Origin of the sequence: Methylobacterium sp. V23 (assembly GCF_002917135.1) — a bacterium.
Lineage (GTDB): Bacteria > Pseudomonadota > Alphaproteobacteria > Rhizobiales > Beijerinckiaceae > Methylobacterium.
Genome location: NZ_PDHT01000033.1, coordinates 36,163 through 49,310, shown reverse-complemented (window position 1 = coordinate 49,310; position 13,148 = coordinate 36,163). Strand labels below are relative to the sequence as shown.

13 protein-coding genes and 1 pseudogene are annotated in these 13,148 nt (G+C 72.8%); 7 read left to right on the top strand and 7 right to left on the bottom strand.

What is annotated here, in order from left to right:
- The 6 genes and pseudogenes from CRT23_RS22840 to CRT23_RS22815 all read right to left on the bottom strand — a co-directional run.
- Window positions 1–657, bottom strand: a pseudogene (locus CRT23_RS22840) (two-component sensor histidine kinase); the annotation flags it as partial.
- 313 nt (window positions 658–970) lie between these two features.
- Entirely contained in the window at window positions 971–1,177 is a 207-nt protein-coding gene (locus CRT23_RS22835) for a hypothetical protein (RefSeq protein ID WP_055951540.1), read from the bottom strand.
- A 141-nt stretch (window positions 1,178–1,318) separates the two neighbouring features.
- On the bottom strand, window positions 1,319–2,116 hold the full coding sequence (locus CRT23_RS22830) for a formylmethanofuran dehydrogenase subunit C (protein WP_103711911.1): 798 nt from the start codon (window positions 2,114–2,116) through the stop codon (window positions 1,319–1,321).
- Complete coding sequence (fhcD, locus tag CRT23_RS22825) at window positions 2,113–3,069, bottom strand: formylmethanofuran--tetrahydromethanopterin N-formyltransferase (RefSeq protein WP_055951535.1); 957 nt, start codon at window positions 3,067–3,069, stop codon at window positions 2,113–2,115. The genes CRT23_RS22830 and fhcD overlap by 4 nt, the downstream gene beginning before the upstream one ends.
- A gap of 102 nt (window positions 3,070–3,171) precedes the next feature.
- Window positions 3,172–4,815, bottom strand: coding sequence for a formylmethanofuran dehydrogenase subunit A (locus tag CRT23_RS22820; protein WP_055951532.1), 1,644 nt, complete (start codon window positions 4,813–4,815; stop codon window positions 3,172–3,174).
- Window positions 4,809–5,900 carry a formyltransferase gene (locus CRT23_RS22815; RefSeq protein ID WP_103711910.1) on the bottom strand — a complete coding sequence of 364 codons (1,092 nt, stop codon included), beginning with the start codon at window positions 5,898–5,900 and terminating at the stop codon, window positions 4,809–4,811. The genes CRT23_RS22820 and CRT23_RS22815 overlap by 7 nt, the downstream gene beginning before the upstream one ends.
- 313 nt (window positions 5,901–6,213) lie before the next feature.
- On the opposite strand from CRT23_RS22815, the gene CRT23_RS22810 reads away from it, so the two are divergent.
- Window positions 6,214–7,200, top strand: coding sequence for a beta-ribofuranosylaminobenzene 5'-phosphate synthase family protein (locus tag CRT23_RS22810; RefSeq protein WP_245436494.1), 987 nt, complete (start codon window positions 6,214–6,216; stop codon window positions 7,198–7,200).
- A gap of 110 nt (window positions 7,201–7,310) precedes the next feature.
- The gene (locus tag CRT23_RS22805) at window positions 7,311–8,204 is read left to right on the top strand and encodes an NAD(P)-dependent methylenetetrahydromethanopterin dehydrogenase (protein ID WP_103711909.1); all 894 of its coding nucleotides are present in this window, start codon (window positions 7,311–7,313) and stop codon (window positions 8,202–8,204) included.
- Here the strand turns inward: CRT23_RS22805 and CRT23_RS29790 are convergent.
- Complete coding sequence (locus tag CRT23_RS29790; protein WP_348271584.1) at window positions 8,174–8,533, bottom strand: hypothetical protein; 360 nt, start codon at window positions 8,531–8,533, stop codon at window positions 8,174–8,176. The two genes, CRT23_RS22805 and CRT23_RS29790, sit on opposite strands and share 31 nt — an antisense overlap.
- On the opposite strand from CRT23_RS29790, the gene CRT23_RS22800 reads away from it, so the two are divergent.
- The 5 genes from CRT23_RS22800 (at window position 8,510) to fae (ending at window position 13,062) form a co-directional block, all read left to right on the top strand.
- Entirely contained in the window at window positions 8,510–9,379 is an 870-nt protein-coding gene (locus CRT23_RS22800; RefSeq protein ID WP_348628885.1) for an ATP-grasp domain-containing protein, read from the top strand. The two genes, CRT23_RS29790 and CRT23_RS22800, sit on opposite strands and share 24 nt — an antisense overlap.
- Window positions 9,376–10,362 carry a methenyltetrahydromethanopterin cyclohydrolase gene (gene mch, locus CRT23_RS22795; RefSeq protein ID WP_103711907.1) on the top strand — a complete coding sequence of 329 codons (987 nt, stop codon included), beginning with the start codon at window positions 9,376–9,378 and terminating at the stop codon, window positions 10,360–10,362. The genes CRT23_RS22800 and mch overlap by 4 nt, the downstream gene beginning before the upstream one ends.
- 186 nt (window positions 10,363–10,548) lie before the next feature.
- Window positions 10,549–11,460, top strand: a complete 912-nt coding sequence (locus tag CRT23_RS22790) for a RimK family alpha-L-glutamate ligase (RefSeq protein ID WP_103711915.1) — start codon at window positions 10,549–10,551, stop codon at window positions 11,458–11,460.
- The gene (locus tag CRT23_RS22785; RefSeq protein ID WP_103711906.1) at window positions 11,457–12,302 is read left to right on the top strand and encodes a triphosphoribosyl-dephospho-CoA synthase; all 846 of its coding nucleotides are present in this window, start codon (window positions 11,457–11,459) and stop codon (window positions 12,300–12,302) included. Before CRT23_RS22790 ends, CRT23_RS22785 begins: the two co-directional genes overlap by 4 nt.
- A gap of 247 nt (window positions 12,303–12,549) precedes the next feature.
- A complete protein-coding gene (gene fae / locus CRT23_RS22780; RefSeq protein WP_055951505.1) occupies window positions 12,550–13,062 on the top strand; it encodes a formaldehyde-activating enzyme in 513 nt (170 codons plus the stop codon).
- Window positions 13,063–13,148 lie beyond the last annotated feature (86 nt).

The window sequence follows — 13,148 nt, the reverse complement described above, 5'->3', positions numbered from 1 at the left end:
GATCCGGGCCAGCACCGGACGGGTCACCGCCCGGTAGAGCAGGAGCACGATGGCGAGCGCCCCCGCCACCGCGGCCAGCGAGGCGACCCGCAGGGTGCTGGAGAGCGCGCGCGCTGCGTCGGAGCCGGCGATCATCGAGCGCCGCTCCACCTCGATCAGGAAGGACAGGGGCTGCCCCGTCATGGCGCCGAAGCCGTTCAGGGCCCCCCGGATCGCCGCCTTGCGCGACTCGTCCTCGGACTGCCGCAGCACCTGCGTCACCTGCCGGTCGAGGACCGCGCGGGCGGCGCGCAGCTGTGCCAGGGGCCGGGTACGGGCGGCGTACTGGGTGCGGTCGAGGGGGTCGTCGCTCGAGGCGATGGAACGCCCCAGGGCCTCGTCCACCGCCACCAGGGCGCGGTCGACGTTGGTGCGCGCCACCGCCAGGCCTTCCGGCTGCGCGTCCGGGTTGCTCACCGCCTCCAGGGCGGCCAGGCCGTACTGGGTCATGCGCCCCGACAATTCGACGAGGAGTTCGAGCCGTCCCTGGGCGGCGAGCGTCCGGTCGATGGTGCGCTCGGCCGCGCTGATCGAGGCCTGGACCCCGAGGGCGGCCAGGACGACGAGGAGCGCGGTGGCGCCGAGGAGCAGCGCGAACCGGACCTTCAGCGAGCGCATGGATTTGCCGCCGTGGTCATTGCCGCCGTGATGACTGCCGCCACGATGACTGCCGGCCGCCCGAAACCGGCATGCGGCGTGATCAGGCGATCCGAGGCGCGCCGTCGCATCCGGTTTGACGTGGCCAGCATGGTCTTGCCAGTTCTTCCCGATCCCGCCGCCAGACATCCCCGCGGACCACCGGCCCTGCGTGCGCGTCTGATCTGTCCGACGGCTCGGGCGATCTTGGCGTCACCGGGGAGCCGTCAGGATCTCTAGGCTTTGGGCCGCCCCGGCCGCAAGCACAGCGTCGTTCCACGCCCGGCGCCGACCCTCAGAGATCGCGCGGCTGGCTGCCCCGGACGGCGCAGCGCCACCGGGTGACGTGCCATTCCGGGTGCTCCTCCTGCCACTTGGCGATGGCACTCTGGGAATTGCGCAGGCAGATGAAGGGGCTGCGCGCCTCGTAGGAGAGGTCGATCTTGTCCTCGCGGCATTGCGAGGGCTGCGACAGGAGGCAGATCGAGAGCAGGATGAGCATGGGGACGCCGGGTTCGCGCGGGACTGGCGCGGGGCATCCGGCACTATGGTGCCGCCCCGCGGCCGACGATGGTCGTCCGATCGGTAGGATTGTGCAAGCCCGGGGGACGGATCCTCCGGGCCCGCGCGGGCGGGGCCGGCCTCAGGCCGCCGCCACCCACACTTCGCCCTTGCCCAGGGTCGCGAGGTCGCCCGAGTAGCGCGTGAGCGCCCCGGCCGCGAGGTCGGCATGGGCCGGGCTCAGGGGCCGGAGCGAGCGGGCCAGGAGGCGCAGGAACACGAGATCGTGCGTGCCCGTCTCGACGAAGCTCGGGCTCAACGCGCCGACGCCGCCGGCCAGGATGGTGCCCCGGCGCATGCCGAAGCCCGGATGGTCGCCGAGGTGCATGGCCGCGATGGTGCCGGCGATCATCCGCGCGCCCGCATAGGCGCCGGCCCGGCCCACCAGGATCAGGCCGCGGCGCATGCGGTCGCCGAGATAGTCCCCGGCGGCGCCGTGGATCACCAGGGTGGCGCCGTCGAGGCCTGCCTTGGCGGCGTAGACCGCGCCGCCCGCGTGATCGCCGGCATCGCCCTCGATCGTGATCGTGCCGCCGGTGGCGCCCGAGCCCGCGAAGGGACCGGCCGACCCCGTGACGGTGACGGAGCCCGACTGCATGCCCGCGCCGAGGCGCTGGCCGACATCGCCGACCACCCGGATGCGGCCGCCGCTGAGCGCGGCGCCGACCCGGTCGAGGCGCGACGAGCCCCCCTCGATGACGAGCTCGTCCGAGCCGTCGAGGGCGAGGGTGAAGCAGTCGCCCAGCGTCAGGCCGCGCCGGCCGGTGCCGACGGGGAGCCTGGCCGCCTCGGCCTCGCTGAGGCCGCGCAGGGACAGCGGGGTGACGTGCAGGAGATCGAGCCGCTCCGGCGGCTCCTGGCGCAGGGTGAGGGTGCTCATGCCGCTCCAGCCTCGCTGCCCGGCTCCTTCGAGAGCAGGTTCTTCAGGTGATAATGGTGGCGGCCGAGATTGCCGCCGTAATTGCCGGCCGTGACGGCCACGAGGCCGTGGGCGGCCCCGGCCTCGGTGGCCGCGTGCAGGGCGGCGCGCATCGACTCCGCGACGCCGTCGGAGGTCAGCGCGTCGATCACGATCTCCAGCACGACGCCGACCTCGGCCGAGAGCTCGGTGCCGGCCCGGCCCTTCAGGGTCGGGCAGTAGGCGTCGTTGGTCGACGCCATCATGCCCTTGGTGCGGGCGCCCACCTTCGAGCCGGAGCGGACGATGCCGCCCGGGAAGGGCAGGATCGCGCCCGGCACCGCGCGGGCGGCCTCGACCGCGATCTCGGCGACCTTGAGGGTGTCGGCGTGCTTGCGCCCGAGGAACAGCAGGTTGCCGCCGCCGACGGCCCCGTCCACCGCGCGGACGAAGTCCTCGCACAGGAACTCACCGTCCATGACGGGGATGCGCCAGTAGCGCCGGGCCTTGCCGGTCACCGGGTCGGTCAGGCGCTTGGCCACGGCGAAGCCGTCGCCGAAGTAGCGGATCGCGCCGCCGAGCTTGATCTTCGTCGGCCCGTCGACGCCCGCGTAGCAGGCGGTGCCCGGGCAGGTCAGGATGCACTGGCCGACCCGCTTGAGGAGCTGGTCCTTGAGGCCGTTCGGCTCGAAGCCGAACAGCAGCACGCGCACGCCGGGGCGCCCGTCCGGGGTCTCCTCCGGGGAGAGCTCACAGTCGATCCCGGCCTCGGCGCCGCAGCCGATCACCGAAGTGGCGAAGCCGGTCATCACGGTGGCGGCGATCATCGCCCATTTGGGGGTGTCGTTGGTGATGATGATCGCCGTTCCGGCGACGTCGAACGCCTCCGCGAAGGTATCGATCACCGGGATGCCGTTGAGGGTGAGGTCCGTCATCTCAGTCACCCATCCCTACGCGACGCCCGTCCACAGCCGGCATGTTTCTCGGGCCCGACACGTTCTTCAGGCCCGACATGTTCTTCAGGTCCGACATGTTCTTCAGGTCCGACATGCGACCTCCGCGAACACATCCGGCTTCGGGAAGGCCTCGTCGGGCACCGCGAAGCTCTTGAGGCCGGTGCCGAAGCGGTCCTGCAGGTAGGTCTCGGAGCGGGCCACCATCGCCTTGTCGGACTCGACGGCGAGCTCCAGGGTGCGGCCCGAGCGCCAGGCCACGACCTCGCCGTCCTCCACGATGGTCTCGCCGTCCTTGAGCACCAGCTTGGCGCGGGCGAACATCGCGGTGCGATCCGGGTCGTCGCGATAGACCGCGACGTCGGCCCGGGCGCCCTCGCGCAGGTGGCCGCGATCGGCGAGGCCGAGGAGCTTGGCGGGCCCCGAGCGGGTCAGCTGGGCGATCTCCGAGAAGCTGTACTCGCGCTCGATGGCGCAGAGGCCGGAGCGCTCGGCGATGACCTTGTGCAGGCCGGCGATCTCGCGGTCCCGCTCCTCCTTGTCCATCAGGAAGTGGATGATCCGCGGATAGTCGGTGAAGGGACCGCCGTTCGGGTGGTCGGTGGTCAGGATGGTGCGCTCCGGCTCCTTGGACAGGAGCATCAGCTCGAGGCCGATCGCCCATTGCAGGGAGCTCACCGGTCCGCGCGGCTTGTAGAGGAACGGCACTACGCCGCCGCCCTCCGCGTCGCCCGCGGTGAGGATCCACTTCTTCGGGTTGGCGCCCTTGCGGCCCGCGAACTGGCGCAGGATGTCGAGCGAGATCGTCACGGTCTGGCCGAAGGCGACCTGGCCGACGTCGTAGGTCGCGTTCGGGTGCGCCTCCATGGCCTCCGTGATGCGCTCCGCCGCCGAGCGGAAGCCGCCGGTCAGGGGGTTCTCGGGATCGGCGACGCCGTAGCCGTAGAACTGGGCATGGGCGAAGTGGATGCGCCGCCCTTCCGCCGCCTCCAGGGTGTCCACGAAGGACTCGTCGGCGCCCGGGATGCCGAGGTTGTTGCAGTGGACGTGCAGCGGGTGCGGCACGCCGATCTCCTCGACCGCGTCGAGGAGCGCCCCCATAATCTTGCGGGTGGAGAGGCCGTAGACCGGGATCTCGTCGTCGAGGCTGAGCTTCAGCATCCCGTCCTTGAAGGCCGAGGCGCCGCCCGCGTTGATGCACTTGACGCCGAGGCCCCGCGAGGTCGCCACCGAGAGGGCGACGAGGTCGCGCACCGCCGCCTTGCCCTCGCGCGCCCGCAGGAGCTGGAGCAGGTGGTCGTCGTTGCCCATCACCGTCAGGGCGCCGCGGTCCAGGAGCGGGATGTCGGCGAGCTCGAGCTGGGTGGCCAGCGCGTTGGCGGGCGGCATCGCGGGCTCGACCGCCAGGGTGTAGCCCATCCGCGCGTAGTTCGCGCCGATCCAGGCGGCCGAGCCGCCCGCATGGGCGAAGGGATGGCCCTCGGGGGCGGCCTCGCTGGCGTAGAGCTCGGGCAGGAGCAGCCGGCTCATCACCACGTTGCCGCCGGCGATGTGCGAGTGCACCTCGACGCCACCGGCCATCACCACGCAGCCGGTGGCGTCGATGGTCCGGTCGGGCGCGCGCTCGGAGGCGGCCACCACGCGGCCGTTCTCGATCCAGACCTCGCCGACCGCGTCGCGGCCGGCCGTCGGGTCGACGACCCGGCCTCCGTGAATCCGGATCAGCATGCGGCGCCCTTCTTCTGCCCGAGGCGTTGTTGGATACGATCTTGGATGGCGGTCAGGATGCCGGCCGCGCTCAGCTCGGCCGTCGCGCCGGAAGCCGGCGCGTAGGTGATCGCGGCCCGGCGCTCGTCCCACAGGCTACCGCCGGCGGTCTCGCCCGGTACGCCCACGGCGAAGACCACGTCGGCGACGTCGCCGCCGGCCTCGGGGCTGCCGACGCCCACGATGGCGACGCTCGGCAGGGTGCCGAGCCAGTCGGGACGGGGGGCGGGGAGGGAGGCGAGCCAGAGGGCGGCGTCGGCCTCGCCGGCGGCGATCTGGCGGGCGCTGTCGAAGCGCCAGGGATCGTGCTCGGGCACGTGCCGGCCGAAGCCGACCCGGGGCGCCTGGCCGGTGGTCCAGGCGGCGAGTTGCAGGAGGGCGCGGCCCTGGAAGGGGTCGGACAGGGGCAGGCCGAAGAAGCGCGTGACCTCGTTGAGGTCCTTGATCATGCCCTGGAGCATCTCGACGCCGAGCTCGCCGGTCTCGGCCGGGTCGTAGAGAACGACGCCGTACTGGGCGGTGCTGAGCCGCCGGGCGAGATCGGCATAGGCCGCCTCGCCGCCGAGATTGCCCTTCAGGAAGGCGCGCAGGTGCGCGATCGAGACCGCGAGGCCGCCGGCCTCGGCCGGGTAGGCCACGTGCCGGGTGGCGCCGTTGCGCGGTCCACCCAGCGACAGGATCACCCGCTCGGAGCCGGCGGCGCGGCCCCGGGTCGCCTGCGCGCCGGCAATGTCCTGCACGATCGGACGATCCCACGGGACGTTGCCGACGATGAGGACCGCGTCGGCCCGGCCGACGGCCTCGGCGGGCGTCGTCGTCATGGCGCCGGTGCGGCTCAAGGGACCGAGCTCGGCGTAGAGGCTCGGACCGGCCACGGGGTCGACGGAGGCCCCGATGGCGTCGGCGAGATGATAGGCCGCGCGCACCGCGCTCAACTCGGCGCAGAGGCCCGCCAGGACAGCATTCTGCGCTGAAGCGAGGAGCGTGGCGGCGGCCTCCACCGCCGCGTCCGCATCCGTCGCACCACCCTTCACCCAGGCCGCCATGCGTTGCACCTTGGAAAATCGAGGGCCCGGCGCGCACCGTGTTCGGCGTCGCGCGCGGCGGGACTGAGCCAGTCCATGTCGTTGGGCCGGCACGTTTGCATCGGCGCCGCCCCCCAGGCAACCCCCCTCGCAGGCCACCCCCCTGAACCGCGCGATGCGAATCGGGACCCCGACACGGCGGCGCCCGACACGGCGGCCGGAGATTTGCCCGACGCGCTTGCGACGGGTCGGCGCTCCGTGGGAGAAGCCGGCGGCGCGGCATCGGCGGCCCGCCGGGGCACGGGGCTGTTTAGAGCGGGGAGGACGGGGCGCGATGGAGGGGATCGACCTGATGCGGATCCCGAGCGGTCCGGGCGGACCCGGCACCGGCCTTCGCGTGCACGCGCCCGCCCGCCTGCATTTCGGCTTCCTCGATCTGCATGGCGGCCTCGGGCGGCGCTTCGGCAGCATCGGCCTCGCCCTCGACGCCCCCGCCATGACCCTGACCGCCCGGCCGGCCGAGCGCCTCGACGTGACCGGGCCGGAGGCACGCCGGGCCGCCGCCTACGCGCTGGCGGCCGCGGGCCATCTCGGCATCGCCGGACACGCCGCGCTCACGATCGAATCGGCGATTCCCGCCCATGCGGGCTTCGGCTCAGGCACCCAGCTGGCGCTCAGCGTGGCGGCCGCCCTGGCGGGCCTCGCCGGGCGGCCCTTCGCGCCGGAGGACTTCGCCAACGCCCTCGACCGGGGAAACCGCTCGGGGGTCGGCCTCGCGGCCTTCACGCACGGGGGCCTCATCGTCGATGGCGGCCGCGATCCCGACGGAAACCCGCCGCCGGTGATCGCCCGGCTGGCCTATCCGGAGGCCTGGCGCGTGGTGCTGATCCTCGACACCGGGATGACCGGCGTGCACGGCACCCGCGAAGTCGCGGCCTTCCGCGAACTGCCGCGCTTCCCGGAGGCGCAGGCGGCCGAGATCTGCCGCATCGTGCTGATGCAGGTGCTGCCCGCGGCGGTCACGGCCGAGCCGGACGGGTTCGGCGCCGGCATCACCCGGATCCAGCAGCTCATCGGCGACCACTTCGCGCCCCACCAGGGCGGGCGCTTCGCCAGCCCCGCCGTGGCCGAGGCGCTCGCCGCCGTGGCCGACTTCGGACTCGCCGGCTACGGCCAGAGCTCCTGGGGGCCCACCGGCTTCGCCCTGGTGCCCTCGGAGGCCGAAGCCCGCGCCCTCGTGGGCATGCTGGAGCGGCCGGGCCCCCTGAAGTTCCTGATCGCCCGGGGACGCAACACCGGCGCGTCGGTCACCGCGCTTTAAGACGAATCCCTGTAGAGCCCAGCTTCGGCCCACCCGACCGCGGCGGGCTTTGACAATTCGACGCCTCCGCGCACGATCGGGCCGCGTCACAGCACGAAGGGAGTCCGACGATGGCCCGCTCGATCCTCCACATGATCACGCCCCTGAAGCACATGAGCCCGTTCGACGTGAACATGGCCGTGGATGCGGGCTTCGAAACCGTCGCCACCTACACGAATGCGACGCTCGCCGACGTGACGACGCTGGTCCAGGATTCGATCTTCTCGCGCGCGCCCCAGGATGGCGTGCGCACCGGGATCTTCATCGGCGGCAAGAACGCCGAGGACGCCCTCGACATGGTGGACCGGGCCAGGAAGGCCCTGGTGCCTCCCTTCGCCAACCACATCTTCGCCGATCCGGCCGGCTCCTTCACCACCGGCGCCGCCATGGTGGCCGAGGTGACCCGCGCCCTGAAGGCGAAGTTCGACACCGGCCTCGAGGGCAAGCGCATCGTCATCTTCGGCGGTGCCGGCGTCGTCGCCTACGTCGCCGCGGTGATCGGCGCACTCCACGGCGCCAAGGCCGTCCTCGTCGGTCATGACGGCGAGGAGCGCGTCAGCAAGATCTCGAACACCATGCGCTGGCGCTTCGACGTCGAGGTCGAGGCGGTGGACGGCTCCACCGTGGCCGCCCGGCGCGCCGCCATCGTCAACGCCGACGTCATCCTCTCGGCCGGCCCGGCCGGCATCCCGATCCTCACCGCCGAGGATCTCGAATCCGCCCCGAAGCTCCTCGTAGCCTCGGACGTCAACGCCGTGCCGCCCGCCGGCATCGCCGGCATCGACGTCAACGCCATCGACGTGCCCCTGCCGACGGGCCGGGGCGTCGGCATCGGCGCCCTCGCGGTGGGCAACGTGAAGTATCAGACCGAATCCCGCCTGTTCCGGCGGATGCTGGAAACCGACGCGCCGCTCTGCCTCGACTTCCGCGACGCCTACACCCTGGCGGTCGAGGTGGCGGGCTGACGGCCGGCCCCTCGGGGGCGGCACCGGCCCCCGCCGGCCGGCCCCTCCTCATCGCCGCCCAGTCCGGCCGCGCCCTGGCCCAGGCGGCGCGGCGCGCCGGCCTGGCGCCCCTCGTCCTCGACCTGTTCGGCGATGCCGACACCCGGGCCCTGGCCGCGGGCTATCGCCAGGCCGACGGGCGGTTCGGGGCCGGACGCCTCGGCGGCGACGCCGTCCTCGCTGCGCTCGATTCCCTCGCGGCCGAGGCAGCGGGCACGCCCCTCGGCCTCGTCCTCGGCAGCGGCTTCGAGGCCGCCCCCGACCTGATGCGGGCCATCGCGCAGCGCCACCGCCTCCTCGGCGCCGGCCCGGATTGCGTGGCCACCCTGAAGGACCCCTTCGCCTTCGCGGCGCTCTGCCGCGCGCAGGGTGTCCCGCACCCGGCCGTCACCCGCGATCCGGTGCCCGATCGGGCCGCCTGGCTCCTCAAGCGGGCAGGGGGGTCGGGCGGCACGCATATCCGCGGCGCGCCGGGCGGGCCCGCGCCGGCGGGAGCCTATTTTCAGGCCCGGGTGCCGGGACGCGCCGTGTCCCTGGCGATCCTGGCCGACGGTGCCGCGATCCGCCTAGTGGGCGTCACCGAGCAGTGGAGCGCCCCGTCCCCCCTCCAGCCCTTCCGGTATGCCGGCGCCCTGGAGCGGGCGCGCCGGGAGCCGCCGGTGCTCGCACCCGACTACGCGGCAGCGATCGCGGCCGGGATCGGGCGCCTCGCCCGGGCGACCGGGCTCACGGGGCTCGCCAGCGCCGACTGCCTCGTGGACGGGCCGGATTGGTGGCTTACCGAAATCAACCCGCGCCCGGGCGCCACCCTCGACGTGCTCGACCGGCGCCCGACGCCCCTCCTCGCCCAGCACATCGCGGCGAGCCTCGGCCAACTGCCCGAGGCCGAACCCGCACCAATGGATGCGGCGGCGACGGAAATCTGCTACGCGGCCAGCGGCTACGCGCCGATGCCGCCGATCTCCTGGCCGGATTTCGTGCGCGACCGCCCAAGACCCGGCACCATGGTGGCGCGCCACGCACCGCTGTGCACCCTGTTCGCCACAGGGCCGGACTCGGCCGCCACGAGAGCGATGTTGCGAGGCCGGGCCGCCGAAGTGCGGACCTTGCTCGCCCTGACGGAGGGACACCCATGACCACCAGCCCGAGCGGCGCGAAATTTCCGTTTCCGAGCGTCAACGCCCTGACCGCCCCCCTGGTGGAGCGGCTGGTCGCCGATGCCGAGGCCCTGCGCCTCTCCGTGACCACCGAGCACGGCGCCCGCATGGTCGATGCCGGCGCGAGCGTGCGCGGCTCCATCGAGGCCGGGCGCCGCATCGCCGAGATCTGCCTCGGCGGCCTCGGCACCGTCTCGATCGCGCCGTCGGGCCCGATCACGTCCTGGCCCTACTCGGTGATCGTGCACGCCGCCGATCCGGTCATCGCCTGCCTCGGCAGCCAGTATGCCGGCTGGTCGCTGGCCGACGAGACCGGGGATTCCGGCTTCTTCGCCCTCGGCTCCGGCCCCGGCCGCGCCGTCGCGGTGGTGGAGGACCTCTACGGCGAGCTCGGCTACAAGGACAGCGCGACCCAGACCGCCCTGGTGCTCGAGGCGGCCGGCGGCCCGCCGGCCTCCGTCATCGCCAAGGTGTCCGATGCCACCGGCCTGGCGCCCGAGCAGCTGACCTTCATCTACGCCCCGACCCAGAGCCTGGCCGGCTCGACCCAGGTCGTCGCCCGCGTCCTCGAGGTCGCCCTGCACAAGGCCCACACCGTCGGCTTCGACCTGCACAAAATCGTCGACGGCATCGGCTCCGCCCCGCTCTCGCCCCAGCACCCGGACTTCATCCAGGCCATGGGCCGCACCAACGACGCCATCATCTACGGCGGCCGCGTGCAGCTCTTCGTGGAGGCCGACGACGCCGACGCCCAGCAGCTCGCCGAGCAGGTCCCGTCGTCGAACTCGGCCGATCACGGCGCGCCCTTCGCCGACATCTTCGCCCGGGTGAACGGCGACTTCTACAAGATCGACGGCGCGCTCTTCAGCCCCGCCGAGGTCATCGTCACCTCCGTCACCACCGGCAAGAGCTTCCGCGGTGGCAAGCTGATGCCGGAGCTGGTCGAGGCGTCGTTCCGGTAAGGCGCCGGTCGTGACCCCTCCCCCCGGCGCGGGGGAGGGGGCCTGCGGAGCAGGTGGGGGAGGGGGAACCTCCCCGACACGGGCGCTCCCCTCATCCGACCCGCTTGGCGGGCCATCTTCTCCCGCGGAAGGCCACCTTCTCCCGCGGCAGGAAGAAGCGATCGACGTCGAGGTTGGCAGAGAACAATGCGGATCGGGCTCGCGGCCGACAACGGCAACTGGCACAAGGCGCGCCTGCGGGCCGCCCTCGAACAGCTCGGCGCCGCGCCGGTGCTGTTCTCGATGGCCGACGTCGCGGTGGTGACGGGGGGTCCCGAGCCCCTGCGGGTGCCGGGCTTCGAGACCCTGCCGGACGGCGTCCTGCTGCGCACCATCGCGGGCGGCACCTTCGAGGCCACCACCATGCGCCTGGGCGTGCTGCACGCCCTGGTGGCCAGCGGCACGACCGTGTGGAATTCCCCGAGCGCGATCGAGCGCTCCGTCGACAAGGCGATGACGAGCCTGCTCATCGACCGGGCCGGCCTGCCCACCCCGGAGACCTTCGTGCTCTCGAAGCGGGACGCCGCCGCCGAGGTCGTGGCCCGGGAGGCCCACCCCGGGCGTCCCCTGGTGCTCAAGCCGCTCTTCGGCTCGCAGGGCGAGGGCCTCCAGCTGATCGAGCGCTCGGAGGACCTGCCGGACGAGGAGGCGGTGTCGCGGGTCTACTATCTCCAGCGCTACATCGCCCGCAGCGACGGTCTCTGGCGCGACTACCGGGTCTTCGTCTGCGAGGGCCGCGCCATCGCGGGCATGATCCGCGAGGGCGACGGCTGGATCACCAACGTCCATCGCGGGGGCCGGCCCCTGGCCTGGGCGATGCCGCCCGCCGCGGCCGAGCTCGCCGAGCGGGCCGCCGCGGCGGTGGGCGTCGACTATTCCGGCATCGACCTCGTCGAGGACGGGCAGGGGGGCTACCTCGTGCTAGAGGTGAACTCGATGCCGGCCTGGTCCGGGCTGCAGCAGGTGACCGAGGTCGACATCGCCCTCGCGGTCGCCCGCGGCTTCCTCAACGCCGTGCGGGCCGCCCGTCCGCCCCGCCTCGTCGCGGCCCTCGGATGATCGCGCCCGGGGCCGTCGCCGCCGCCTACCGGGCGAGCTGCCTCGACGAACTCGACGCCCTGAAGCCCGGCAACGTCCACGCCTTCGCCGACGGCCACCGCATGGCGGTGGCGGATTTCGTGACGAGCGCCGAGGTCTCGGCCCCGGCCCTGGCCGAGGCGGGTGCGCCGGTGGGCCGGCGCGTGCTCCGGGCCGTCACGGCGACGATGGACCGCGTCGGCCAGAACACCAACCTGGGCATCGTGCTCCTGTGCGCGCCCCTCGCCCGGGCGGCGGAGACGGCCGGTCCGCTGCGCGCAGCCCTCGCCACCGTTCTCGACGGCTTTAACGCAGCCGATGCCCGCGACGTCTTCGCGGCGATCCGGCGGGCCAATCCCGGCGGCCTCGGCCGGGCCGAGCGCCACGACGTCACCGATTCGCAGGGTCCCGATCCACAAGGCCCCGCCTCGCTCCGGGCCGCCATGGCGGAGGCCGCCCCGCGCGACGCCATCGCGCGGGCCTACGGGACGGGTTTCGCCGACCTGTTCGCGATCGGCCTGCCGGCCCTGGCGGCGGCCCGGGCGCGGGATCTCAGCCCCCCCTGGTGCACTACCGCCGTGTATCTCGCCTATCTCGCCCGGGTGCCCGACAGCCACGTGGCACGCAAGCACGGCCCCGACCGCGCGGAGGCCCTGCGCGCCGAGGCCGAGGCGCTGCTGGCCCTCGACCTCGGCGCGGCCCCGGTGGACGCCCTGCTCGACCGGGACCGCGCCTGGAAGGCGGAGCGGCTCAATCCGGGCACCAGCGCGGACTTCACGGTGGCGACGCTGTTCCTCGACCGTCTTCTCCGGGCCGAGGCCTGATCCCGGCCCATTGGACAGGTTTTCGGGGCTTCAAACGAAGGTTCCATCCACCGATGAATAAATTGCCAGGCCGACCGGCCCGCGCAGGGTTGTTCCCGGCAAGGCCCCAGAGTAGGGTCCGCGCCGCGATCCGGGCTAACCGGTCTGGTCCCTCGATGGACTGGACGCCGTGAACAAGGATAGCTGCCGGCCGCCCCCTGAGCTCGGGAGTGGCCACGTCTTTTCAAGACTTTGGGAGAAACCCCACATGGCGAAGATCAACAAGGTTATGGTCGGCGAGGCCCTCGTCGGTGATGGCAACGAGGTCGCCCACATCGATCTCATCATCGGACCGCGCGGTTCGCCGGCCGAAGCTGCGTTCTGCAACGGCCTCGTGAACAACAAGCACGGCTTCACCAGCCTGCTCGCGGTCATCGCGCCGAACCTGCCCTGCAAGCCGAACACCCTGATGTTCAACAAGGTCACCATCAACGACGCCCGTCAGGCCGTCCAGATGTTCGGCCCCGCCCAGCACGGCGTCGCCAAGGCCGTTCAGGATTGCGTGGCTGAGGGCATCATCCCCGCCGACGAGGCCGACGACCTGTTCATCCTGGTCGGCGTGTTCATCCACTGGGAAGCGGCCGACGACGCCAAGATCCAGAAGTACAACTACGACGCCGTGAAGCTCTCCATCGAGCGCGCCGTCAAGGGCGAGCCCACCGCCGCCGTCGTCACCGAGCAGCGCAACTCCGCTTCGCACCCCTTCGCGTCGAACGCTTAGATCGGGGGCAGTCCTGGGCAGAGCGCGCCTCCGCCCGCACCGCGGGGCCTGCTCCAGCGACTGGCTTCCATCTTCCTCGGACGATG